The following is a 24,255-nucleotide window of genomic DNA, read 5'->3' as shown; positions in this document are numbered from 1 at the left end:
GGAGGTCACTGACGGCCGCCCTCGCTGTCGGCGCTGCCGGCACCATGGGCGCTGCCGGTGCCGTCGGCGCTCTCGGCTCCACCGGTGTCGCCCTCGCGCATGGGCACCCGGACGCCGCGCTCGTCGGCCACCCGCTCGGCGATGTCGTATCCGGCGTCGACATGGCGGATGACGCCCATGCCCGGGTCGTTGGTGAGCACCCGGCGGATCTTCTCGCCCGCGAGCGGGGTGCCGTCGGCCACCGAGACCTGTCCGGCGTGGATGGAGCGGCCCATGCCGACCCCGCCGCCGTGGTGGATGGAGACCCAGGAGGCGCCGGACGCGACGTTGACCATGGCGTTGAGCAGCGGCCAGTCGGCGATGGCGTCGGAGCCGTCGAGCATGGCCTCGGTCTCGCGGTACGGAGAGGCGACCGAGCCGCAGTCGAGGTGGTCGCGGCCGATGGCCAGCGGGGCGGCGAGGGTACCGTCGGCGACCATGTCGTTGAAGAGGGCGCCGGCCTTGTCGCGTTCGCCCTGGCCGAGCCAGCAGATACGGGCGGGCAGGCCCTGGAAGTGGACCCGCTCACCGGCCATCTTGATCCAGCGGTGCAGCGACTCGTTCTCCGGGAAGAGCTTCAGGAGCGCCTTGTCCGTCTTGTGGATGTCCGATGCCTCACCGGAGAGCGCGGCCCAGCGGAACGGGCCCTTGCCCTCGCAGAAGAGCGGCCGGATGTAGGCGGGCACGAAGCCGGGGAAGTCGAACGCCCTGCTGTAACCGGCCAGCTGGGCCTCGCCGCGGATGGAGTTGCCGTAGTCGAAGACCTCGGCCCCTGCGTCCATGAAGCCGACCATCGCCTCGACGTGCCGGGCCATCGACTCACGGGCGCGCTGGGTGAAGTCGGCGGGCTTCTCGGCGGCGTAGGCGGCCATGTCGTCGAAGTCGACGCCGACCGGCAGGTAGGCGAGCGGGTCGTGCGCGGAGGTCTGGTCCGTCACGATGTCGATCGGCGCGCCTTCGGCGAGCATCCGGGGCAGCAGCTCGGCGGCGTTGCCGAGGAGGCCGATGGAGAGCGGCTTACGGGCGTCGCGCGCCTCGACGGCGAGCTGGAGGGCGTGCTCCAGGGAGTTCGCCCGGACGTCCAGGTAGCGGTGCTCGATACGGCGGTCGATGGCGCGCGGGTCGACGTCGATACAGATCGCGACGCCGTCGTTCATCGTCACGGCGAGCGGCTGGGCGCCGCCCATGCCGCCGAGCCCCGCGGTGAGCGTGATGGTCCCGGCGAGCGTGCCGTTGAAACGCTTGGCGGCGACGGCCGCGAAGGTCTCGTAGGTGCCCTGGAGGATGCCCTGGGTGCCGATGTAGATCCAGGAACCGGCCGTCATCTGGCCGTACATGGTGAGACCGAGGGCTTCGAGCCGCCGGAACTCCTCCCAGTTGGCCCAGTCGCCCACCAGGTTGGAGTTGGCGATCAGCACCCGGGGCGCCCACTCGTGCGTCTGCATCACGCCGACCGGGCGGCCGGACTGGACGAGCATCGTCTCGTCCTGCTTGAGCGTCCGCAGGGTGCGCACCATGGCGTCGAAGGAGCGCCAGTCACGGGCAGCCTTGCCGGTGCCGCCGTAGACGACGAGCTTGTCGGGGTGCTCGGCGACCTCCGGGTCCAGGTTGTTCTGGAGCATGCGGAGGGCGGCCTCCTGCTGCCATCCCAGGGCACTCAGCTCCGTACCGCGCGGTGCCCGTACCGGCCGGGGTCCTGACATGGTCTGCCTCCTCGTTCTCACACTGTTGCACGAACTATTCACATCTTGACCAGGTGAATAGAGCTAGTCAATACGTCCGGGGCACCCCGGACCCGTACCGGCGGATGATTGGCCGGATCACGTGGTGCGCGAAAGGCTTGCGCATCGGGGTCTTGGGCGGGTTCCGGAACGGTCTGAACACATTCCGTAACAACCCCGCCGGCCCCGTGAAGTACGTGAAGTACGTGAAGTACGTGAAGTACGTGAAGTACGTGAAGTACGCGGCGGTGCGGGCGCCGCCCTGTGGGCGGCCCGCGACGAGGTCGCGCCGCCGGGAGGCGGACCCTAATCCCGTCGCGCATGTTCCGCTGGAAAATGCCAGAACTCCCCTCAGGAGGCTGAGCGTTGCGTAACTTGGCCGTCACTGCCGCACGGCCGCCCCCGCGGTCACGCGCACCACGCTGGGAGGGGAGTTCCGCGTGCCCGGAATCGACGAGTGTCTGCTGGAAGCCATGCGGCTGCCCGGCTCCCTCGGTGCCGCCGTGGTCGACTGGACCAGCGGGCTCGCTCTCGGCACCATCGGCGAGTCACCGAACAAGGACCACGAGACGACCGCGGCCGAGACCGCGGAGCTGGCCCGGATGGCCGCCGAGCACCCGGCGTTCGCCCCCGCCCCGGCCGCTGCGGGCACGACCGGAGGCACCGCGGGCACGGCGACGGGTACCGCGGGCACGACTGAGGACACTTCGGGCATGACCGGAGGCACCGTGGGCCCCGGCGCACCGTCCGGCGCCGAAGTCCCCACATCCTTCCCCCGAGAGGGACTTCCCGTAGAGGACGTCATCGTCACCAACCGCACCGGTTACCACATCCTGCGCTTCGTCGAGACGACCTTCGACAGCAGTGTCTTCCTGCACCTCTGGCTCGACCGCGACGAGGGCAATCTGGCACTCGCCCGATTACGGCTGCGGGATCTGGCCGGGCGACTGGTGCTGTGATGACCACCGCGACAGGCCCCAGACCCCCGGGCGTCTCGCCCATGCTCGTGCGCCTCGCGGGGGAACGCGCCACCGGCGCCCTGCTGCGTGACCGCGGCACGCTCTATCTGGTCGACGGCCAGGTGGTGCACGCGGAGAGCCCGGCCGCCCCCGGGATAGACGTCCTGCTGACCGCGTCGGGGCGGTTGCGTCCCGAGGGCTGGCGGCAGGCCCTGGACCGGGCCGGGGCGCACGGCCGGGTGGGCCGGTTCCTGGTCGAGAGCGGCCAGGTCACCGACGGCGAGCTGGAGATCTGCCACATCGGCGCCCTGCACGACGCGGCGTACTTCGCACTCGCCCCCAGCAGCGGCCCCTCCCGCTTCCGCTACGGCGTGGCCCACTGGATCGGCACCGTGCACCCGGTCCCGGCCGAAGCGGTGGAGCGGGAGGCCGCCCGCCGCCGGGAACTGCTCGACCGGCTCTGGCCGTACCCGGACATCGACACCGCCCCGGTGGTACGGGCCCGGAACCACCCCGGCAGCCCGGTCGTCCCGGTCACCCCGCGCCAGCGGGCCGTGCTCGCCCTGGTGGACGGGGTCCGCACACCGCCCGGTATCGCCCGGGAGCTGGGCCGTCCGGCCTTCCACACCCTCATCGACATCCGCAGACTCGCGGCCGCCGGCGCCGTGGAGACCCCGCACGCCCCCGTACCGCAGCCGTCCCCGGTCCCCGCCCGGTACGCCGACGCGGTCGCGGAAGTGTCGCAGGACCCGGATGTCGCCCTGCTCCGCCGGCTGCGAGACGCATTGGAGGCCACGCTGTGATCCGCGCTCTGCGGCAGCGCGCCGAGAGGAGACAACTGATGTCCGCGGAGGCCGAAGTGCTGGACGAACTAAGGCGGTTGAGAGTCCGGGTGCCCCTGATCAGCGGGGCGCTCGCGGCCAGCGCCGACGGCCTGGTGCTCGCGCAGGACACCACGTCCGCCGAGGCCGAGTCGGTCGCCGCGCTCACCGCGGCGGCCCTCGGGGTCGCACAGCGGCTGACCGAGACGACCGGGCAGGGCGCCTTCCGTGAGCTGCTGGTCCGTGGCGAGCACGGCTATGTGGCGACGTACGCGGCAGGCCCGTCCGCCGTGCTCACGCTGCTCGCCCAGCCTCGTATCAACGTGGGCCGACTGCATCTGGAGGCCCGCAGGTCGAGCACCCGGATCGGCGAGCTGGTCAACGGCGCCCTCGACCGGCCGGACAGCCCACGGCCGGACAGCCCACGAGCGGACAGCCCGTGACCGGCGGCCCCGCCCGGGGAGCCGACTCCCGGGCCCGCCGCCCCCGTACCCGCCCCCGCGCCTCCCCGGAAACCACCGGCCGGGACACCCACGGCTCAGACACCCACGGCTCAGACACGCACGACTCAGACACCCACGACTCAGACACCCACGGCTCAGACGCTCACAAGAAGAGAGGAAGTACGCCTCCCATGGCGAACACCGAAACCGCACTCAAGGACGCGATGGACTCGATCGAGGGCACCATCGGGGTGGCGCTCGTCGACTACACCAGCGGAATGGCCCTCGGCACGCTCGGCGGCCGCAAGGACCTCGATCTCGCCGTGGCCGCGGCCGGGAACACGGACGTGGTGCGTGCCAAGGTGCGGACGATGGAGCACCTCGGCCTCAAGGACGAGATCGAGGACATCCTGATCACGCTGGGCGGGCAGTACCACCTGATCCGGCTGCTCAAGGGCCGCGGGAACAACGGCCTCTTCCTCTATCTGGCGCTGGACAAGTCCCGTTCGAACCTCGCGATGGCCCGCCACCAGCTGAAGAACATCGAGGCCGGCCTGGAGGTGTGACCGGCCGTGCCCGGCCCCGTCAGCGACGCCGTGCCCCGCCGGGTGCGGCGTCGCCCGCGAGGACACCCGTCGAGCTGTAGCCCCTGACCGGTTTCCCGGCGGGGCCCCGCGCGATCCAGTCGGTACGGACCCAGAGGAGCAGATCGTCCGCGCGTTCGCGGCGGCCGAGCCGTACCGCCCTGAGCCAGAGTCCGGCCCCCGCTCCGGCGAGGACCAGCCCGCCCGCGGCCGGCAGCGCGAACGACGAGCCGAGCGCCGCGACGAAGGCGGCCAGCAGCCACCAGCGGTGGGCGCGCCGCCAGTTCCGTACCGTCACCCGCCGGTCCTGGAGGAAGTCGGACCGGCCCGCCCGCACGGGCGACTTCGCCAGATGGACGAATCTGCGCCTGCGGACCAGGGCGACCACCGCGCAGGTGATCAGCGCGAGCGCGGCCCCGGCGAGCACTCCGATCCTGCGCCCGGTCAGTCCTGGCGGCAGCATCCCGGCGGCAGCGGCCACCAGCCCCAGCCACCCCATCGGGGCGGCCCCGGCCCGTACCAGCACCGCGACCCTCGCCACGGTCCGCGGCCGGCTCTTCCCCGGACGGTCCGGCCGCCGTTCCCGGCCCCGCCCCTTTGTCTGCGTCTGCGTCTGCGCACTGCCGCGCCCCACGTCGCGTACTCCCTCGCTCGTCTGCTCCGGACCGGGCGGAGATTAGCGACGGTTTCTGAGTACGCCGTGAGAAGCCACCGGGGCCGCACAGGCCACGGAGACAGCTGCTCCGTCACTCCGTGAACAGCCCGGCTACTCCATGAACAGCCCCCGCGCCGCCGCCCGCGCGTCGAACTCCTCCAGCCGGGACTGGGCATCCGGCAGGTCGTCGCACATCGCCTCCAGGAGGACCCGCCCCAGCAGCATCGGCCCGCACACCGTGTCGAAGGCCAGCCCGGTGCCGACCGCCGCCGGGATCAGGATGTCGCTGTGCCGGGCGACCGGCGCGAAGGCCGAGTCGGCGACCGTCACCACGGTCAGCCCGGCCGACTGGGCGTACGCGAGCGCCTCGACCACCTCACGCGGGTGGCGGGGCAGCGCAAAGCAGAGCAGCACCGTGGCCCCCGCCCGTACCGAGGCGTCGATACGGTCGGCCAGCATCGTGCCGCCCTCGTCCAGCAGCCGTACGTCCTGGTGGACCTTGGCCGCGAAGTACGCGAAGCCCCTGGCCTGCGAGGAGGCCGCGCGCAGCCCGAGTACCGGCAGGGAAGGGGACTGGGCGAGCAGCCGGCCCGCGCGCTCCACCAGGGAGGGATCGGCCAGTATCTCGGCGAGCTGGCGCAGATTCTCCATCTCGGCGTGGACGGCCTGCTGGTACTCGTTGAGGCTGTCGTCGTCCGCCTCGCGGCCGGCCGGGGCGACCTCCCGCAGATGGCGGCGCAGCGCCGGGTAGCCGTCGAAGCCGAGCGCCACCGCGAACCGGGTGACGGACGGCTGGCTGACCCCGGCCAGTTCGGCCAGTTCGACCGAGGAGAGGAAGGGCGCCTCGGCTGCCTGCCGCACCATGCAGTGCGCGATGCGCCGCTGGGTCGGTGTCAGCCGGTGCCCTTCGAAGAGCTGTTGCAGCCGTGCGGCCGGGCTGTCGCTCATGCCGTCGTCCCCCTCAAGTTCCGCATCCACATCAGAGTTCATTGAACCGCCCGCCCCTGGCAGCCGTCCGCCGGGGAGCGTGGTCCGCCCCCGGTGGGCCGTCCGCCCGGGAGAGGTACCGGCCGCGGAAGGCCCGTCCGCCTCAGAGGTCATGGAACCGGTCGAGCAGCGCGGCGGCCGTCTCCACGTCGTCGGTGAGCGGCCGGTCCGCGACGTCCGGGTCGAGCGTGGCGTCCGCCAGGGCGAAGGCGCGGCCAACCGGAAGATCGGGGTCGATACGCAGCTCCCGCTGACGCAACGCCCTTACCGAGGCGACCAGTTCGCAGCCCACGACATAGCGGTACGCCCGTCCGGCCCGCAGCGCCTGACGGGCCGCCAGCGAGGCGAAGCTGGCCTGCTCCTCGACACCGCGGGAGAGGACGGCATGCCCGAGCGAGGCCGGTGCGGAGAGCGCGCTCAGCTCACCGAGGGCCGCCCCGGCCGCGTACTCCAGGATCATCACGCCCGACGAGGCCGCCTCGCCGTCCGCGAGGAAGGGCCTGAGCCGGGTGAAGCCGGGCTCGTTCAGCGCGGAGAGCCGCGAGGTGGAGAGCCGCGCGGTCTGGGTGAGGGCAAGCCTGAAATGGTCGAGCGCCAGGGCCAGTTGGGCCATGTAGAAGCCGCCGTGGTGGTAGGCGGCCATGTCCGACGCACGGATCAGCGGGTTCTCGGCAGCCGCGTTGATCTCCACGGCGATGGTGCGCTCCAGCAGGTCGGCCGCGTCCTGCGCGGGTCCGTGGATCTGCGGGACACAGCGGAAGCCGTACGGGTCCTGGATGCGGCCGAGCGGCGGGGTGGGCCGTTCGGGTGCGCCGAGGAGGCGGCGGCTGCGGGCGGCGACGGCGTACGAACCGGGGTGCGGGCGGGCCGCGTGCACCGGCTCCGCGTACGCCTCGAACGAGCCGTCCACGGCGAGCAGCGAGAGCGCCGCCACCACCTGGGTGGCGTCGACCAGGGCGCGCAGCTCGTCGAGTGCGAGCGCGGCCTGGCCGAGGGTGAGGGCGTTGCTGCTGATCAGGGCGAGGGCGTCGTTGTTGTCGAGGCTCAGCGCCGCGGGCGCCCGGCCGCCCTGCCAGGGGTGTTCACCGGCCAGCGCGAGGCCCATCTGGGCGAGGGCCGCGATGTCGCCGGTCCCGACCGAGCCGAAGGCGTTGACGACGGGGTGGGCGCCGGACTCCAGGGCTTCGCAGAGCGCGGTGACGACGGTGGGCCGCAGCCCGGCCCCTCCGGCGAGCAACTGGTTGGCCCGCACCGCCAGCATGGCCCTGACCTCGTGGCCCGGCAGCGGGTCGCCTATCGCCCCGGCGTGCGAGCGCAGCAGCCGCAGTCCGTGGTCGGCGGCGGCCTCGGACGGCACCGACTCGTTACGGTTGGCGCCGACACCGGTGGAGCGTCCGTACACGCGGCCGGACGCGGCGAGCTCACGGGCCGCGTCCCAGGACTGTTCGGCGCGCTTCATCGCTTCGTTTCCGGGTACGGGCTTGGCCGTACCGCGGGCGAGCCGGACCACATCGGCGACCGGAAGGGACTCACCGTCGAGGACCACGATGCCGGTCTGGGTCTCCACCGTGCGGTACGACATCATGCGCGAACGCCTCCTTTTTCCGACATTCGGTCTTGCCTGATGGACCGGCGTCACCGGTGTTCTATCGCAGCCCATTGACAAATTATTCAGACACCGAGAACTCTGCATGACCATATGCAGTCGGGCAAGGGATGACCGATGATCAAATTCGACGCCGTGCACAAACGTTTCCCGAACGGCACCACAGCGGTCCACGACCTCAGCCTGGACATGCCGGAAGGACAGATCACGGTCCTCGTCGGGTCGTCCGGGTGCGGCAAGACCACCACGCTCCGCATGATCAACCGCATGGTCGACCCGTCGTCGGGCACGATCCGCCTGGCGGGCAGGGACATCCTCGAAGCGGACGCCGCCGAGCTGCGGCGCGGTATCGGTTACGTCATCCAGCAGTCCGGGCTCTTCCCGCACCGGACGGTCCTGGACAACGTGGCCACCGTCCCGCTGCTGCTCGGCTGGGGCCGCAGAAAGGCGCGGGCCCGCGCGGCGGAGCTGCTGGAGACGGTCGGGCTGAACGCCGACACCGGCAAGCGCTACCCGCACCAGCTCTCCGGCGGCCAGCAGCAGCGCGTCGGGGTGGCCCGCGCGCTCGCGGCGGACCCGCCGGTGCTGCTGATGGACGAGCCGTTCGGCGCCGTGGACCCGGTGGTCCGCACCCAGCTCCAGGACGAGCTGCTGCGGCTGCAGAAGGATCTGAACAAGACCATCGTCTTCGTCACCCACGACATAGACGAGGCCGTCCGGCTCGGCGACCGCATCGCGGTCTTCCGTACCGGCGGCCATCTCGTCCAGTGTGCCGAGCCCGCCGAACTGCTCGCCCGGCCCGCCGACGACTTCGTCGCGGACTTCCTGGGCGCCGAGCGCGGGCTGAAGCTGCTGTCGCTCTCCACGCTCGGCGGGATACCCCAGGCCACCGCCCCGGCCGTCCGCGCCGACGAGCGGATATCCGACGCGCTGCGGACGGGCCGCTGGCAGCTGGTGACATCGGCCGACGGCAAGCCGCTGGGCTGGCTCGACACGGACAACGCCCCGGCGGCCGGGACCGCGGGCGACGCCCCGCTGCTCCCCGTCCGGGCGCTGCGCGACAGCGACTCGCTGCTCTCCGCGCTCAACGAGTCCGTCGCCTCCCCGGCCGGCCTGGTGGCCCGGGTCGACGCCGCCGGCACCCTGACCGGCGTCACCTCCCGTGACGCCATCCACGACCGCGCGGGCGAGGCCCATCTGACCGCGGGAGCCACCGGCGCCCTCACAGCGTCGGGCACCACCGCGAACCCGGGAGCCACCACGGACTCCGGAACCACCACGGCCCCGGCCACCACCGCGGACTCCGGCATCCCCGCGGACTCCGGCACCCCCGCAGCCCCGGGGGCCGCCACGGACTCCGCTACCTCTGCGGACGGCACCCCCGCAGACGGCGCCCCCACGGACTCCGGTACCGCCGCATGACCGTCGACTGGGGCTGGTTCCCCGATCACACGGGCGAGATGGCGCACCTCACCGCCGACCATCTCTCCACCGCGGTGCCCGCCGTCCTCATCGGCCTGCTGATCGCGCTCCCGCTGGCGGTCCTGGCCCACCGGGTGCGGGCGCTGCGCGGCTTCGTACTCGGCCTCTCCAACATCCTCTACACCATCCCCTCGCTGGCCTTCTTCGTCCTGCTGCTGCCGATCACCGGGCTCACCCGGACGACGGCGATCACCGGACTGACCGCGTACACGCTGGTGGTGCTCGTACGGAACACCGTCGAGGGACTGGACGCGGTGCCCGCCCGGGTGCGCGAGGCGTCCACCGCCATGGGCACCCGGCCGCTGCGCACCCTGCTCACCGTGGAACTGCCGCTGGCGCTCCCGGTGATCATGGCGGGGATCCGGGTCTCCACGGTGATGTCGATCTCGCTGGTGAGCGTCGCCAGCTACATCGGATACGGCGGCCTCGGCCAGCTCTTCACCGACGGCTTCCAGCGCAACTACCCCACCCCGGTCGTCGCCGGGGTGGTCCTGACCCTGCTGCTCGCCCTGGTGGCGGACGCGGTGCTCGTCACCGTCCAGTGGCTCTGCACGCCCTGGGCCAGGCAGCGCCATTCCATGAAGAGGGGCGCCTGACCCATGCTGGAACTCCTCAAGAACCTCGCGTCCTGGCTGACCAGCTCCGCCCAGTGGTCCGGCTCGGAAGGCATCGCGCACCGGCTGGTCGAGCATCTGCAGTACTCGCTGCTCGCCACCCTCGTCGCCGCCGTCATCGCGCTCCCCGTCGGGCTGCTGATCGGCCACACCGGACGCGGTGCGTTCATCGCGGTCAACCTGGCGTCCTTCGGCCGTGCGCTGCCCACCGTCGGCCTGGTGACCCTGGTCTTCCTGGCGGGCGGGCTCTCGATCTGGCCGGTGTACGTCTCGCTAGTCGCCCTCGCCGTACCGGTGATCATCACCAATACGTACGCGGGCATGGCCGCCGTCGACCCGGAGGTCAAGGACGCGGCGAAGGGCGTGGGGCTCCGCGGCCACCAGGTCCTCTGGCAGGTCGAACTCCCGCTCGCGCTGCCCCTGATCATGACCGGCATCCGGCTGGCGACCGTCCAGGTCGTGGCCACCGCCACCATCGCCGCCTATGTCAGCTTCGGCGGACTCGGCCGGTACGTATTCGACGGGCTCGCCCAGCGCGATCTGGTGCAGGTGCTCGGCGGCGCGGTGCTCGTCGCCGTCCTCGCCGTCCTCGCCGACCTCGCCCTGGGCGGGGTGCAGCGGCTGCTGCTGCGCGGCCGACCCGACACCGCCCGCTGACTTCTGGAGACCCGAGATGAACCGACGTACCGCACTCACCGCCCTGCTGGCCGGCGCATCCGCACCCGCGCTCGCCGCCTGCTCGTCCGGCATCACGTCCCTCAACGGGGGCGGATCCGGCGGCGACTCGGGGAGCAGCTCGGGCGGGCTGGTCATCGGCACCGCCAACTTCACCGAGAACCAGATACTCGGCTATCTGTACGCGGGGGCCCTCAAGGCCGCGGGCATCAAGGCCACGGTCAAACCCAACCTGGGCTCCCGCGAGATCATCGTCCCCGCGCTGAAGGGGGGCGACATCGATCTGCTCCCGGAGTACCAGGGCAGTCTGCTGCTCTATCTGAACAAGAAGGCCACCGAGACGGAGGCGGGCGCGATGCAGAACGCGCTGGCCGCCGTGCTGCCCGCGAGCCTGGAGGTGCTGCCGTACGCGGCGGCCGAGGACCGCGACAGCTTCGCGGTGACGCGTGAGACGGCCGACAAGTACGGTCTCAAGACCCTCGCCGACCTCAGAAAGGCCAACGGGAAGCTGGTGTTCGGCGCCGCGGCCGAGATGAAGAAGCGGGTCGTGGGGGTGGTCGGCCTCAAGGACCAGTACGGCGTGGAGTTCAAGGAGTTCAAGGCGCTGGACTCGTCGGGGCCGCTGGTCAAGGGCGCGCTCAAGAAGGGCGATGTGGACGTCGCCAATGTCTTCACGACGGACGTGGACGTCGCGGCGAACAAGTGGGTCGTCCTGGAGGACCCGAAGCATCTGGTGCCCGCCCAGCACGTCGTCCCGCTGATCGCCGCCCGCAAGGCGGACGGCAAGGTCCGCAAGGCGCTGGCCCTGCTGGGCAACGCGCTGACGACGGAGGAGCTGACGCAGCTGAACCGCCTGGTCGACAAGGACAAGAAGGACCCCGACAGGGTCGCGGACGCGTGGCTGAAGCAGCACAAGGTGACGGCGTAACGGAGCCACCCTCCCGGGGCGCCGCCCCGGGCCCCGGCCTCTCAATCCCCGGTCCTCAATCGCCGGACGGGCTTGGATCCGTCCGGCGATTGAGAAGCCATGTCACGCTGGTCGAGCCGCAGTTCAGCGGTCTTGCGTCCGTCGGGCGATCAGGACCTCGATTCCGTCCAGGATCCGGGTCAGACCGAACTCCACGTCATCGTCGCCGACCTCGTCGTCGTATTCGTGGTGCGCCATCATGGACGCCAGAATCGGATATCCGTGCTCGTGCAGGAGCGGTTGGAGGAACCGTGCGACAGCGGCCGACTCGACCGGCGCCGCACTGCTGTCGCGCACGTCCCGGCGGGCACTGGCGATGCGCCGCGCGTAGCCGTCGAGCAACAGCGCACACCGCAGCGATTCGGCGGAGCTCAGCCCGGCGCCGGTGAGCGCTTCCAGCAGTACTTCTGTCCAGCGCAGCAGGTTCGGGGTCGCGGGCGCTCCGCGGATGGGCAGGTCGGGCAGCCATGGATGGGTGTCGCAGCGCTCGATCATCGCCCTGGTCCACCTGGCGGCGGCGGCCCGCCACCGGCCCGTGCCGGTTTCCAGGTCAGGCGCCGGTCCCCACGCGGTCTCGGCTGCGAGCACCAGCAGTTCGTCCCGCGAGCTGACGTACCGGTAGACCGCGTTGGCGGTGAGCCCCACCCGCTTGGCGATGTTCGGCATGGACAGGGCCGCGAAGCCTTTCTCGTCGGCCAGCCCGACCGCTGCTTCGACGATTCCCTCGACGCTCTGCGAGGGCTTCCGGCCCAGCCGCCCCGTCTTGACGGGCAGCCCCCACGCCAGGGCGAGGCCGGGTGGCAGCCGCTCGTCGTCACTTGTCGGCATCGGGCTCACTCATCTCCATGTCTCGTCCACAGGGGCACTGTTCCGTCCACGGGGCATTGACTTTGTGGGTGCCCCACACTTTATATTCGTGTGGGCCACACACGAACTCTCTGAGGATGTGAACATCGGTGTCTTCCCTACGTCAGGATCTCTTACCGGCGCACCGCCGTCGGCAGGTCACGGTGCGGTCGCGCCTGCGGGCCCTGCTGACCGTCCTGCTCTGCGGCGCCATGATCAGCGGCGCAGCCGGAAGCTCACAGGCAGCGCGTCACGCCGGGGGAGGCCGGAGCGCCCCCGCCCCCGTGGTCAGGACGGACACCGGCCTGGTCGAGGGACGCCTCGGCGCAAACACCCGGATGTTCCAGGGCATCCCTTACGCCGCCCCGCCGGTCGGGCGGCTGCGCTGGGCGTCACCCCGGCCGGCCGCGTCCTGGTCAGGCGTACGGAACGCCACAGGGCCCGGCAACCGGTGCGCACAGGCAGCGGGCCTCATCGACCAGCAGAGCAGCAGTGAGGACTGCCTCTATCTGAACGTCACCACGCCGGTGCGCGGCAGCGCCCGCGATTTGCCGGTGATGGTGTGGATCCACGGCAACGGCTTCATCAATGGCGCAGGGAGCCTTTACGACGCACAGCGCCTGGCCGCCATGGGCAAGGTGATCGTGGTGAGCTTCAACTACCGGCTCGGTGTCTTCGGATTCCTCGCCCACCCCGCGCTCGACCACGGTCCGGCGAGGCACCTGTCGGGCAACTTCGGCCTGGAGGACCAGCAGGCCGCGCTGCGGTGGGTGAGGCGCAACGCGGCGGCATTCGGCGGCGATCCGGCGAACGTCACGCTCTTCGGTGAGTCGGCCGGCGGTACCAGCGTCTGCGCGCATCTCGTGGCGCCCGGGTCGGCGGGCCTCTTCCAGAAGGCGATTCTGCAGAGCGCCCAGTGCACAGGACGCAAGTGGTCACCGGGTCCGGCGACCTGGTTCCCGCTGCCGCGCGCGGAGCGCGAGCGGCACGGGCTCGACGTAGCGGCCAAGGTCGGCTGCTCCGCCCCCCGCACAGCAGCAGCCTGTCTGCGCGCCGTACCCGTGGCGGAACTCGCCAAGTGGTCCGACTACGGACTCGGGTCGGGACCGGCGGTCGGCGGCGGCATCCTGCCCGTGAGCCCGGAAAAGGCTTTCGCCACCGGCCACTTCAACCGGGTCCCCGTCATCCAGGGAACCACCCGGGACGAACACCGCCTCTTCACCGCGGCCATCGAAGCCGCGACCGGCCGGAGGACGACCGACGCCGCCTACCGGCAGCAGATCCGGACGCTCTTCACCCCGGCCGACGCGGCCCGCGTCCTGGCCCGCTACCCCGTCGGCCGCTTCCGGTCCCCCGGCGAGGCGCTGTCCACCGTCGTCAGCGACTGGGCCTGGGGGTGCACGGTCCTCGATCGGGACCGGACCCTGAACCGTCAAGTGCCGACCTATGCCTACGAGTTCGACGACGCCCGGGCCCCCTGGTTCAGCACCCTCAAGAAACCCGATTTCCCCACCGGGGCGTTCCACGGCAGCGAGTTGCAGTATCTCTTCACCGACGAGCAGCTCCCCGGCCCGGCCACACCCGCTCAGCACCGGCTCGCGGACACGATGGTGCGCTACTGGGCCCAGTTCGCCCGCACGGGCAACCCGAACGGCCACGGCGCGGCCCCCTGGCCCCGGTTCGGAACCGGCGAGCATGTCCAGACGCTGCAACCGGGGAAGACGGAACCGGCCGATCTCGCCCAGGAACACCAGTGCGGCTTCTGGAAGACCATCGGCAGCTGACGGCTGCCACGGCGCCCGCCTCCACCGGGCCCCTGGCCCGTCAGCCCGCATCAGCCCCCTTGCGACAAGCGGGGCCGGCGCTTGAGCGCAGACCTCAGCAAAAACGAGCCCGGCCGGCGCCAGAGGGCAGACCCCAGCCCAAATCAAGCCCAGCCGGCGCCAGAGGGCAGACCCCAGCCCAGAACAAGCCCGGCCGGCGTTTGAGGCCACACGTCAAGCCCGGCCGGCGCTTGATGCCCCGGGGCCCGGGGGCAGCGCCCCCGCAGCCGACCCGCGCTCCACCAGGCGAGGCGCACACAGAATCCGCTTGCGCCGCACCCGCCGCCCCTCGATCGCCGCCACAGCCAGCCGCGCCGCCTCCGCCGCGATCTCCGCGAGCCCCCAGTCCAGGGTGGTCAGCGCGGGCGTCAGCACCCGGGAGACCGGGTGGTCGTCGAAGCCGACCACCGACAGGTCCCGGCCGATCACCAGGCCCGCCTCGGCGACCGCCGCGTACACCCCGTACGCGATCGAGTCCGAGAAGCAGAAGACCGCGGTGGAGCCACCGTCCACCACCCCACGCACGACCCCGCGCGCCACCCCGGTCGCCTCACCCAACTCCTGTGCGCACGGCACTACTTCGACGTCGAGACCGAGCCGTTCCGCGGCCTCGCGCACATAGACGTCGGCAGGGCGGTCGGGGGTGCTCGGCCCGGTCGGGGTCAGCACCGTCACCCGGCGGTGCCCGAGCCGTGCCAGGTATCCGAGCACCGCGTCGATCCCGGCGCGGTTGTCGAAGAGCACCTCCCCGGCGGTCCTGGCCCGCTGGAGCGAGTCGCCGACGGAGACCACGGGGACCGCGTCCGCGATCTTCGCCCACCCCTCGGCCGAGGGGTCGACGGGCGAGACGAGCAGACCGTCCACCCGCTGGTCCCTGAGCTGCTTGGCGAGGACCAGTTCCCGCCGGGGGTCGCCGCCCGCGTCGAGGATCAGCGCATAGCGGTCGCCCGCCAGGAGTTCGCGCCCTATGGCCGCCATCAGCTGCTGCTGCCAGAGGTCCTGGAGGTCACCGGCGATGACGCCGACCATGCTCGTACGGCCGCTGGCGAGGGCGCGGGCGATGGGGTCCGCCTCATAGCCCAGCTCGGCGGCGGCCTTGCGGACCCGCTCCTCGGTCTCCTTGGACACCTGCTTGCCGCGCAGCGCGTACGAGACGGCGGCAGTGGAGAGGCCGGTGGCCTCAGCCACCTCGCGGAGGGTGGTGCGCTTGCTCGGCCTGGCCATGGAGGAAGCCTACCCGCGCCCCGGTGCCGCTCCCCGACATCGCGCCTTACTGCCTCATCCTGCCGCCCCATCTTGACGCCGCAAGGGGTTAACCGCTTCACTTAAGCGCATCAGTTAACCGCTTCACTTCCCTTCACTTCCCTTCGACCCGAGGTCGGCCTTGCACGTAGACGTCCACCAGCACCTCTGGCCACCGGCCTTCACCGCCCTGCTGCGCGCCCGGACCACCGCCCCGTACCTGGACGGCTGGACCCTCCATCTGCGAGGCGAGCCGCCGTACGAGGTCGATCCGGCCGATCACGACATCGCGGCCCGCACCGCACTGGCCCGTGCCGACGGGCTCGGCCTCGCGCTCGTCTCGCTCTCCAGTCCGCTCGGCATCGAGTACCTGCCGCCCGCCGAGGCGGACCCGCTGCTCGCCGCCTTCCACGACGGCGCCCTGGCCCTTCCGGCACCCTTCGGCGTATGGGCGTCGGCCGGGCTCGTCGCACCGGACCCGGAAGTGCTGGCCCGCGCCCTGGACCGGGGGTGCGTGGGTCTCCAGCTGCCCGCGACCGCGCTCCAGGACGAGGCGGGCTGGGCGCACTGCACACCACTGCTCGACGCCCTCAGCCGCGCGGGCCGGCCGCTCTTCGTCCACCCGGGCGCGGCGCCGCCAGGCGGCCCCGGCACCCCGCCGTGGTGGCCGGCGCTGGTGCCGTACGTCCAGCAGTTGCACGCGTCCTGGTTCGCCTTCCGCGCGTTCGGCCGACCGCGCCACCCCGGGCTGCGGGTCTGTTTCGCCGCCCTGGCGGGCCTCGCCCCGCTGCACGGCGAGCGGCTCGCGGCCCGGGGCGGCGGCCGGGGCGCGGGCGACCGCGACGTCTTCTACGAGACCTCCTCGTACGGCACCCGGGCCGTGGACAGCCTGGTCCGGGTGGTCGGCATCGACGGAGTCGTGAACGGCAGCGACCGCCCGTACGCCCGCCCCGCCACCCACCACCACCCTCCCAACGAGGCGCTGCGCGCCACACCTCTCGATCCCGCCACCCACCACCACCCTTCCAACAAGCCGCCACGCACCGCACCCCCCGGTCCCGTAACCCCCGACCTCGGCGCCGAAGCCGCCCTCCACGCGCTGCGCGCGACCAACCCCGCCCGCCTCCTGAACGGAGCAACCCCGTGACCTACGACGCCGCACTGCCCGACCGCGCCCTCGACAAGCGTGAACTCCAGTCCCTGGTGGACGACCTGGCCACCCGCCCCGAGCTGTGGCGCTCCGAGGTCGCCTTCTCGGACACCGAGCGGCACTACGCCTCACTGCACCGTGACGAGTACGTCGACATCTGGCTGCTCTGCTGGACCCGGCAGAACGACACCGGCTGGCACGACCACGACATCTCGTCGGGTGCGGTCCGGGTGATCCAGGGCGTACTGACCGAGTCGAACCCGCGCATCGGCGGCCAGCACCTCGCGACGGCCGTCGGCGCCGGCACCTCCTTCTGCTTCGGCCCCGACCACATCCACCGGCTGACCGGGGCGACCGATGACGCGGTCTCGATCCACGCGTACTCGCCGCCGCTCTGGCGGCTCGGCCAGTACGACATCAGCGACGACGGTCTGATGCGTCGAATTTCCGTCTCATATGCGGACGAACTACGCCCAATGGACAGTTCGGCGGCCTGAAGAAGCAGCTAATTGACCTGGACCTATTGACCTTCCATTCATCACGACACACTCTGCATAGATCGATACATCGCGGTCGGCACACCTACCGGCCCGCGTGGGCAACGCAGTGGTGAGAGGGAGGCCGTCCGGTGGCAGGCCTGGTGGAACAGCGGTCGATCGATGTCGTCCCCGACGAGGAGCGCCATGGCAGCGCCTTCTCCCAGTTCACCCTCTGGGTGGGCGCGAATCTGCACATCACCGCCGTCGTGACCGGGGCGCTCGCCGTGGTCTTCGGCGGCGGCGCGCTCTGGTCGATCGTCGGGCTGCTGCTCGGCAATCTGCTGGGCGGGGCGGTGATGGCCCTCCACTCGGCGCAGGGCCCACGGCTCGGGCTGCCCCAGATGATCTCGTCCCGGGCGCAGTTCGGCGTCAAGGGCGCGGTGGTGCCGCTGGCCCTGGTGATCCTGATGTACGTCGGGTTCTTCGCCAGCGGTACGGTCCTGGCGGGCCAGGCGGTGGGCAAGCTGACCCACCTCGGGGACACCACCGGGATCGTCGTCTTCGCGGTGATCACCGCCGCCGTGGCCACCATCGGCTACCGGGTGATCCACACTCTGGGCCGGGTGGCGAGCATCATCTGCGCCATCGCCTTCATCTACCTCGGGATCCGGCTGCTCGACCGCATCGACCTGGGAACGGTCCTGCACGACCACAGCTTCTCGTTCCCGCTGTTCCTGCTCGCGATCTCGCTCTCGGCCTCCTGGCAGCTGGCGTTCGGCCCGTATGTGGCGGACTACTCGCGCTATCTGCCCCGTACGACCAGTGGCCGCGCCACGTTCTGGTGGACGCTCGGCGGTACGACACTCGGCTCGCAGTGGTCGATGACCTTCGGCGTCCTGGTGGCGGCGACCGCGGGCGACGCCTTCCTGAACAGCCAGGTCGGCTATGTGGTGGGCCTGGGCGGCACCGGTCTGATGGCCTCGCTCCTCTACTTCGTCATCGCGCTGGGCAAGCTCACGATCAACGTGCTCAACACGTACGGCGGCTTCATGTCGATGGTGACGAGCATCAGCGGCTTCCGCGGCCAGAAGACCCTCACCCCGCGCGGCCGCTCCCTCTACATCCTGGTCATCATGGTGGCCGGCACGGTGGTGGCGCTGGCGGGCAAGGACAGCTTCCTCGACTCCTTCAAGGACTTCCTGCTCTTCCTGCTGGCCTTCTTCACACCGTGGTCGGCGATCAACCTGGTCGACTACTACCTGGTCTCCCGCGAGCGCTACGACATCCCGGCCCTCTCCGACCCGAAGGGCCGCTACGGCGCCTGGCGCTGGGACGCCCTGCTGGTCTACGGAATCGGCCTGGTCGCCCAGTTCCCCTTCCTCGCCACGTCCTTCTACACCGGCCCGCTGGTCAGCCACCTCGGCGGCGCGGACATCTCCTGGATCGTGGGGCTCGTGGTCCCGGCGGCGGTGTACTGGGTGCTGGCGCGGCGCAACACCGCGCACATCCCGGAGGCCACCATCCTGGCCCCGGCCGCCGACCCCGTACCGGAGCGGGTGCCTTCCCCGTAGGGCGGTACGCGGTACGGATCCTGGGGGGGTGGAAGTACCCCTGCGGATTGGGGGGTTAGCACCACTGCCTCCCCGGCCCCGGATTCATACCGTGGACACCATGGAAGCCAGCGACCAGGAGTTGAAGAAGGAACTCGACGCCGCCCTGCACGCCCGCAGGGAACTGGGCGAGGATTACGACTCGGCCCTGGTCGAATCGTTCCTGGAGAAGGTCGAGCAGCGGCTCGACGGCACGGTGGACCGCCGGGTGCGCCGGCAGATGGCCGAGCAGCAGATGGTCGTCGCCCGGGGCAGCAGCCGCCCGCAGCAGCCCGAGAGCGGCTTCGGCGAACGGTTCGGGTTCGGGATCGTCACGATGATCCTGGCCGTCCCGCTGTCGGCGATCGCGGTGATCAACGCGGAGCTGCCGGGGCTGATCGTCACCTGGCTGGGGATCGTGGGCGTCAATACGGTCCACGCCGCCCGGGACGGCGGCCTGTTCCGGCATCTGCGCAGCCGCTCGAAGCCGTCGCCGTCCTCGTCGGGATCCGACTGGGAGGGGTGAGGTCGCCGGGGGGGCCGGCTGACGGGGGGGCTGGCTGGCGGGGGCTGACTGGCGGCGCCGGTCCCGCGTACGCCCTGCCGCCGTGCCAGGAGGTCGGGGGAATCGGGGGCAGGGACCACAGGTCGCAGGATCGTGGGGCCGCGGGGGGCCACGCGAGACAACCCGGGAAATCACCGGGGACCACGCGACCACGGGGAGAATCGCGGGGGCCGTCGCACCCCCGGCGGACCGGGGGGCGGGACGACGACGGTCCCCGCGAGGGACGCGGGTCCGGGTCAGGGCCGGGTTGCCGCGTCCATGGCGTCCTGGAGGCCGGGAGCCGCTCCGGAGGTCCGTGACGCCGTTCGTGGTGCCGGGGGTCTCCCCTCCGGCATCCACCAATCTGCCGCAGCCGTGTTAAGCCGGTGCTGCGCGGGCGTGTCACCCGTGTACCACTTGGGCGAACCCTGACCGCGGCCGGACGCCGGAAAGACCGTCAGGCGGTCCGGACGCCGAAGTAGTGCCCCTCTTCGAGGTCCGCCACGAGTCCGGGGTGCTCGGGCTGCCAGCCCAGCAGTTCACGCGTCAGGCTGCTCGACGTCGGGACACCGGCCCCGAGAGCACCGCCCAGCCAGCCGAAGTGCCCGGCCGCGTCCCCGGGGGCGACGGAGGCCACCGGAAGCCCGAGATGGCGGCCGACCACCTCGGCGATGGTGCGGACCGGCACGCCCTCCTCGCCGGTCCCGTGCAGCACGGAGCCCGCCGGGGCCTTCTCCAGAGCCAGCCGGAAGAGCCGTGCGGCGTCGAGCCGGTGCACCGCCGGCCACTCGTTGGACCCGTCCCCCACATACCCGGAGACGCCCTTCTCCCGTGCGGTGGCGATCAGCACCGGTACGAAGCCGTGGTCCCCCTCCCCGTGCACCGAGGGGGCAAGACGTACGACGGACGAGCGGACACCGCGCGAGGACAGGGAGAGCGCCGCATCCGCCGCGGCCGTCCGGGGTGAGTCCGGTGCGGGCATGTCCTTCTCCGTCGCCACCCGGCCCAGGGCCGGAAGCCCGAGCGTGCCGGATGCGATGACCAGCGGGCGGCCCGATCCCTCCAGCGCGGCGCCCAGCGTCTCGATGGCGCGCAGATCGACACGTACAGCGTTCTCGTGCTGCGAGAAGTCATGGATGAACGCGAGGTGGATCGCCCCGTCCGACGCGGCAGCCCCGGCGTGCAGGCTGTCCGTGTCACCGAGGTCGCCGCGGTGCACCCCGGCCCCCATCGCGGTGAGCGCGGCGGCCGAGGCGTCCGACCTGGCGAGCCCGGTGACCTGGTGTCCGGCGCCGATGAGTTCGGCGACGACGGCCGAGCCGATGAAGCCCGACGCTCCGGTGACGAAGACACGCATGGGAGAACCTCCGGATTTCCGGCGTCCCGGTTCGGGGTTCAGGGTTCAGGAGCTGCACCCGGACGGCCGACGCCATTGATGTCAGTGACTGTCGTCGTCACCGTAACATCTGACGGCAGTCACTGTCATCGCGTAGGATCTGCGGCATGAGTCGATGGGAGCCGAACGGGAGGGACCGGCTGGCGCAGGCCGCGCTGGAGCTCTATGTCGAGCGAGGGTACGAACAGACCACGGTGGCGGAGATCGCCAAGCGGGCCGGGCTCACCGAGCGCACGTTCTTCCGGCACTTCGCCGACAAGCGTGAGGTGCTGTTCGGGGGCTCGGAAGTACTGCAGGATCTGCTCGTCGGCCACCTCACCGAAGCCCCCGCGTCGGCGGCGCCGATCGACGCGGTAGCGGTGGCGCTGGAACCGCTGGGCGGCTATTTCCATGAGCGCCGCGAGCAGGCCAGGCGTCGTCAGACCGTCATCGCCGCGAATCCGGAGCTGCGGGAGCGCGAGCTGATCAAGCTGGCCTCACTCGCGTCGGCGCTGGCCGAGGCGCTGCGGCAGCGCGGTGCCGGGGAGCCGACCGCGAGCCTGGCGGCCGAGGCGGGGGTCGCCGTCTTCCGGGTCGCGTTCCAGAGCTGGATCGGCGACAGCGGCGAACGGGATCTGTCGCAGCTCATCGGGGAGGCGCTCACCGAGCTCAAGGCCGTGACCGCCGGAGCCTGAACCCCACGCACCGGACCACGCACCGGACGGCGAGGCCGAGCCCCGCGCGCGGGGCCCCGGGGCTCTCCCCCGCGCGCGGGTCCCACGCCGCCCGCACCCCCGGGGCCACTGGGGCACGAATCCCCGGGGGCGCGAACCGTACGACCCCAGTGGTCCGCCGCCCCCCTGCCCTGCGCCCCTAAGCGGTCCGGGCCGTGCGGGCCAGATACGACAGCAGGTCCTGACGGCTGACCACGCCCGTCGGCTTCCCCTCGACCAGCACGATCGCCGCGTCCGCCTTGCCCAGAACGGCCATCAGATCGGCGACCGGCTCGCCCGAGCCGACCAGCGGAAGCGGCGAGGACATGTGCTTCTCCAGCGCGTCACCCAAGGAGGCCCGCTGAGTGAACAGCGCGTCGAGCAGCTCGCGCTCCACCACCGAACCGATGACCTCGGCGGCCATCACGTCCGGGTGGCCGGCGCCCGGCTTCACGATGGGCATCTGGGAGACGCCGTACTCGCGCAGCACGTCGATCGCGTCGCCGACGGTCTCCTCCGGGTGCATGTGCACCAGATGGGGGATGCCGTCCTCCTTGCCGAGCAGTACATCGGCGACACGGGGCTCGGTGCCGGGCTGCTCCAGGAAGCCGTAGTCGTTCATCCACTCGTCGTTGAAGATCTTCGAGAGATAGCCGCGCCCGCTGTCCGGCAGCAGCACGACCACGATGTCGTCGGGCCCGAGCCCCTCGGCCACCCGCAGCGCCGCCACGACCGCCATCCCGCAGGAGCCGCCGACCAGCAGGCCCTCCTCCTTGGCGAGCCTGCGGGTCATCTGGAACGAGTCCTTGTCGGACACGGCGACGATGTCGTCGGTCACCGTCCGGTCGTACGCGGTCGGCCAGAAGTCCTCACCGACGCCCTCGACCAGATAGGGCCGCCCCGAGCCCCCCGAGTACACGGAGCCCTCCGGGTCGGCGCCGATGACCCTGACCCGTCCGTCGGACACGTCCTTGAGGTACCGGCCGGTCCCGCTGATCGTGCCGCCCGTGCCGACACCCGCGACGAAGTGGGTGATCCGCCCCTCCGTCTGCTCCCACAGCTCGGGCCCGGTGGTCTCGTAGTGCGAGCGCGGGTTGTTCGGGTTGCTGTACTGGTCGGGCTTCCACGCGCCCGGCGTCTCGCGGACCAGCCGGTCGGAGACGTTGTAGTACGAGTCGGGGTGGTCGGGGTCCACTGCCGTGGGGCAGACGACGACATCGGCGCCGTAGGCCCGCAGTACGTTGATCTTGTCCGTGGACACCTTGTCCGGGCAGACGAAGATGCACTTGTAGCCCTTCTGCTGGGCCACGATCGCCAGCCCGACGCCGGTGTTGCCACTGGTCGGCTCGACGATCGTGCCGCCGGGCACCAGCTCGCCGCTCTGCTCCGCCGCCTCGATCATGCGGACGGCGATACGGTCCTTCACAGAACCGCCCGGATTGAAGTATTCGACCTTGGCCAGGACGGTCGCCCTGATCCCTGCGGTCACATTGTTGAGCCTCACCAGCGGGGTGTTGCCGACGAGGCTGATCATCGAGTCGTGGAATTGCACCATGGCGGTCAGCGTATTGGACAAGATTGGGCAGCACAGGTCTGCGGGCAATTAGGTGGTGCGAGCACGGCGCACGAGTCCGGCGCAGGGGCACGGCGCAGCAGCACAGCGCTCGGGTACGGCGCACGAGCACGACGCACGAGTACGGCTATGGAGGAGGCGGCAGTGTCGAGGGCGAGGGTGGCGCGACGGATCGCCGCGGGCGCGGCATACGGCGGCGGGAGCATCGGGCTGGTCGGAGCGGCCGCGGTGGGAGTGCTGCTGGCCGAGGTCCAGCTGGCGAAACGTTCCGTGGGCGGCGGACGGGCCCCTCAGGCACCGAGCGCGGACGGGCGGTACGGACTGGCGTTCGCGGGCCGTACGGGGCATCTGGAGCCGTTACGGCTGGCCATGCTCGGCGACTCGACAGCGGCGGGCCAGGGCGTGCACCGGGCGGGCCAGACCCCGGCAGCGCTGCTCGCATCGGGGCTCGCCGCGGTGGCGGAGCGGCCGGTGGACCTGCGGAACGTCGCGCTGCCGGGTGCGATGTCGGACGACCTGGACCGGCAGGTCGGGCTGGTGCTCGGCGACCCCGGGAAGCTGCCCGAGGTCTGCGTGATCATGATCGGTGCGAATGACGTGACCCACCGGATGCCGGCCACCCAGTCCGTACGCCATCTCGCGACATCGGTCCGCAGGCTGCGTACGGCGGGGGCCGAGGTCGTCGTCGGGACCTGCCCCGACCTGGGCACGGTCGAGCCGGTCTACCAGCCGCTGCGGTGGCTGGCCCGGCGGGTCTCCCGGCAGCTGGCGGCGGCCCAGACGATCGGGGTGGTCGAACAGGGCGGCCGTACGGTGTCGCTGGGCGAGATGCTGGGCCCGGAGTTCGCGGCGAACCCCCGCGAGCTCTTCGGCCCGGACAACTACCACCCCTCGGCCGAGGGGTACGCGACGGCCGCGATGGCGGTACTGCCCACGCTCTGCGCCGTACTCGGTCTGTGGCCGGAGACCGACCACCTGGACGCCACCCGCGACGAGGACATGCTGCCGGTGGCCAAGGCCGCGTCGGCCGCGGCTTCGGAGGCGGGCACCGAGGTCACGGGCGCCCGCGCACCCTGGGCCCTGCTGAAACACCGCAGGAGGCGGCGGCTTCCCGAGACGGCGGAGGCGGCCGGGACTGCTGAGGCCGCCGGGAGTGCCGAGGCGGCCGAGATCGCGGAGGCTCCTGGAACAGCTGGGGCTACGGGGACAGCTGGGGTGACCGGGGCGGCTGCGACGGCTGAGACCACGGATGCTCCCGCGCCTCCCGAGGAGCGAGAGCACGGGCGGCAGCCCACCGGGAACCGCCCCACCGGGGCGCACCCGCCGGCCGCTCCCCAACCCGGCTCCGGTCCTGCCGCAGGGCAGTAC

At 71.6% G+C, this 24,255-nt stretch carries 22 protein-coding genes and 1 pseudogene; 15 read left to right on the top strand and 8 right to left on the bottom strand.

Going from position 1 to position 24,255, the window contains the following annotated elements; genetic code table 11:
- Positions 1-5: 5 nt before the first annotated feature.
- Positions 6-1,742, bottom strand: a complete 1,737-nt coding sequence (gene hutU, locus ACFXBC_RS23860; protein WP_385027921.1) for a urocanate hydratase — start codon at positions 1,740-1,742, stop codon at positions 6-8.
- Positions 1,743-2,200: 458 nt separating this feature from the next.
- On the opposite strand from hutU, the gene ACFXBC_RS23855 reads away from it, so the two are divergent.
- The 4 genes from ACFXBC_RS23855 (at position 2,201) to ACFXBC_RS23840 (ending at position 4,549) form a co-directional block, all read left to right on the top strand.
- A complete protein-coding gene (locus tag ACFXBC_RS23855) occupies positions 2,201-2,719 on the top strand; it encodes a hypothetical protein (protein WP_385027919.1) in 519 nt (172 codons plus the stop codon).
- Positions 2,719-3,522, top strand: a complete 804-nt coding sequence (locus ACFXBC_RS23850; protein WP_385027916.1) for a transcriptional regulator — start codon at positions 2,719-2,721, stop codon at positions 3,520-3,522. The genes ACFXBC_RS23855 and ACFXBC_RS23850 overlap by 1 nt, the downstream gene beginning before the upstream one ends.
- A gap of 38 nt (positions 3,523-3,560) precedes the next feature.
- Positions 3,561-3,983: a roadblock/LC7 domain-containing protein gene (locus tag ACFXBC_RS23845; protein WP_385027913.1), complete on the top strand. Its 423-nt coding sequence runs from the start codon at positions 3,561-3,563 to the stop codon at positions 3,981-3,983.
- Between the two features lie 191 nt (positions 3,984-4,174).
- Positions 4,175-4,549, top strand: a complete 375-nt coding sequence (locus ACFXBC_RS23840) for a hypothetical protein (RefSeq protein WP_385027910.1) — start codon at positions 4,175-4,177, stop codon at positions 4,547-4,549.
- 19 nt (positions 4,550-4,568) lie between these two features.
- Here ACFXBC_RS23840 and ACFXBC_RS23835 read toward each other — a convergent pair whose 3' ends face one another.
- From ACFXBC_RS23835 to ACFXBC_RS23825, 3 genes are all read right to left on the bottom strand, one after another.
- Positions 4,569-5,066: a hypothetical protein gene (locus ACFXBC_RS23835; protein WP_385027978.1), complete on the bottom strand. Its 498-nt coding sequence runs from the start codon at positions 5,064-5,066 to the stop codon at positions 4,569-4,571.
- Between the two features lie 267 nt (positions 5,067-5,333).
- Entirely contained in the window at positions 5,334-6,170 is an 837-nt protein-coding gene (locus ACFXBC_RS23830; RefSeq protein ID WP_385027975.1) for a MurR/RpiR family transcriptional regulator, read from the bottom strand.
- Between the two features lie 142 nt (positions 6,171-6,312).
- Complete coding sequence (locus ACFXBC_RS23825) at positions 6,313-7,791, bottom strand: aromatic amino acid ammonia-lyase (protein WP_385027972.1); 1,479 nt, start codon at positions 7,789-7,791, stop codon at positions 6,313-6,315.
- Between the two features lie 141 nt (positions 7,792-7,932).
- Here ACFXBC_RS23825 and ACFXBC_RS23820 point away from each other — a divergent pair, with 141 nt between their 5' ends.
- From ACFXBC_RS23820 to ACFXBC_RS23805, 4 genes are read left to right on the top strand one after another with little or no spacing between them, the layout of a single operon-like run.
- Entirely contained in the window at positions 7,933-9,237 is a 1,305-nt protein-coding gene (locus tag ACFXBC_RS23820; RefSeq protein WP_385027907.1) for an ABC transporter ATP-binding protein, read from the top strand.
- On the top strand, positions 9,234-9,893 hold the full coding sequence (locus ACFXBC_RS23815) for an ABC transporter permease (protein WP_385027904.1): 660 nt from the start codon (positions 9,234-9,236) through the stop codon (positions 9,891-9,893). Before ACFXBC_RS23820 ends, ACFXBC_RS23815 begins: the two co-directional genes overlap by 4 nt.
- Positions 9,894-9,896: 3 nt before the next feature.
- Positions 9,897-10,568, top strand: a complete 672-nt coding sequence (locus tag ACFXBC_RS23810) for an ABC transporter permease (protein ID WP_385027901.1) — start codon at positions 9,897-9,899, stop codon at positions 10,566-10,568.
- A gap of 16 nt (positions 10,569-10,584) precedes the next feature.
- Entirely contained in the window at positions 10,585-11,514 is a 930-nt protein-coding gene (locus ACFXBC_RS23805; protein ID WP_385027898.1) for an ABC transporter substrate-binding protein, read from the top strand.
- A 123-nt stretch (positions 11,515-11,637) separates the two neighbouring features.
- Here ACFXBC_RS23805 and ACFXBC_RS23800 read toward each other — a convergent pair whose 3' ends face one another.
- Positions 11,638-12,381, bottom strand: coding sequence for a TetR/AcrR family transcriptional regulator (locus ACFXBC_RS23800; RefSeq protein ID WP_385027895.1), 744 nt, complete (start codon positions 12,379-12,381; stop codon positions 11,638-11,640).
- A gap of 128 nt (positions 12,382-12,509) precedes the next feature.
- Between ACFXBC_RS23800 and ACFXBC_RS23795 the strand changes: the two genes are divergently transcribed.
- Positions 12,510-14,183 (top strand): carboxylesterase/lipase family protein, encoded by a 1,674-nt coding sequence (locus ACFXBC_RS23795; protein ID WP_385027892.1) that lies wholly within the window; start codon positions 12,510-12,512, stop codon positions 14,181-14,183.
- Between the two features lie 213 nt (positions 14,184-14,396).
- Here ACFXBC_RS23795 and ACFXBC_RS23790 read toward each other — a convergent pair whose 3' ends face one another.
- Positions 14,397-15,446 (bottom strand): LacI family DNA-binding transcriptional regulator, encoded by a 1,050-nt coding sequence (locus ACFXBC_RS23790; protein WP_385027889.1) that lies wholly within the window; start codon positions 15,444-15,446, stop codon positions 14,397-14,399.
- Positions 15,447-15,606: 160 nt separating this feature from the next.
- Here ACFXBC_RS23790 and ACFXBC_RS23785 point away from each other — a divergent pair, with 160 nt between their 5' ends.
- The 4 genes from ACFXBC_RS23785 (at position 15,607) to ACFXBC_RS23770 (ending at position 19,208) form a co-directional block, all read left to right on the top strand.
- Positions 15,607-16,611 (top strand): amidohydrolase, encoded by a 1,005-nt coding sequence (locus ACFXBC_RS23785; RefSeq protein WP_385027886.1) that lies wholly within the window; start codon positions 15,607-15,609, stop codon positions 16,609-16,611.
- Complete coding sequence (locus ACFXBC_RS23780; RefSeq protein ID WP_385027883.1) at positions 16,608-17,111, top strand: cysteine dioxygenase; 504 nt, start codon at positions 16,608-16,610, stop codon at positions 17,109-17,111. Before ACFXBC_RS23785 ends, ACFXBC_RS23780 begins: the two co-directional genes overlap by 4 nt.
- Before the next feature lie 131 nt (positions 17,112-17,242).
- The gene (locus ACFXBC_RS23775) at positions 17,243-18,664 is read left to right on the top strand and encodes a purine-cytosine permease family protein (RefSeq protein WP_385027880.1); all 1,422 of its coding nucleotides are present in this window, start codon (positions 17,243-17,245) and stop codon (positions 18,662-18,664) included.
- 100 nt (positions 18,665-18,764) lie between these two features.
- The gene (locus ACFXBC_RS23770; RefSeq protein ID WP_385027878.1) at positions 18,765-19,208 is read left to right on the top strand and encodes a hypothetical protein; all 444 of its coding nucleotides are present in this window, start codon (positions 18,765-18,767) and stop codon (positions 19,206-19,208) included.
- A gap of 475 nt (positions 19,209-19,683) precedes the next feature.
- Here the strand turns inward: ACFXBC_RS23770 and ACFXBC_RS23765 are convergent, their stop codons facing one another.
- Positions 19,684-20,583, bottom strand: a complete 900-nt coding sequence (locus ACFXBC_RS23765) for an SDR family oxidoreductase (RefSeq protein ID WP_385027875.1) — start codon at positions 20,581-20,583, stop codon at positions 19,684-19,686.
- Between the two features lie 146 nt (positions 20,584-20,729).
- Here ACFXBC_RS23765 and ACFXBC_RS23760 point away from each other — a divergent pair, with 146 nt between their 5' ends.
- Positions 20,730-21,296 carry a TetR/AcrR family transcriptional regulator gene (locus ACFXBC_RS23760; RefSeq protein ID WP_385027871.1) on the top strand — a complete coding sequence of 189 codons (567 nt, stop codon included), beginning with the start codon at positions 20,730-20,732 and terminating at the stop codon, positions 21,294-21,296.
- A 178-nt stretch (positions 21,297-21,474) separates the two neighbouring features.
- On the opposite strand, the gene ACFXBC_RS23755 is transcribed toward ACFXBC_RS23760, so the two are convergent.
- The gene (locus ACFXBC_RS23755) at positions 21,475-22,866 is read right to left on the bottom strand and encodes a cystathionine beta-synthase (RefSeq protein ID WP_385027969.1); all 1,392 of its coding nucleotides are present in this window, start codon (positions 22,864-22,866) and stop codon (positions 21,475-21,477) included.
- Positions 22,867-23,046: 180 nt separating this feature from the next.
- Here ACFXBC_RS23755 and ACFXBC_RS23750 point away from each other — a divergent pair.
- Positions 23,047-24,012, top strand: a pseudogene (locus ACFXBC_RS23750) (SGNH/GDSL hydrolase family protein); the annotation flags it as partial.
- Positions 24,013-24,255: the final 243 nt, after the last annotated feature.

This window comes from Streptomyces sp. NPDC059398 (genome assembly GCF_042751845.1).
Taxonomy (GTDB): Bacteria; Actinomycetota; Actinomycetes; order Streptomycetales; family Streptomycetaceae; genus Streptomyces.
Note: the sequence above shows the minus strand (reverse complement) of the source record. Positions and strands in the feature narration are given on the sequence as shown.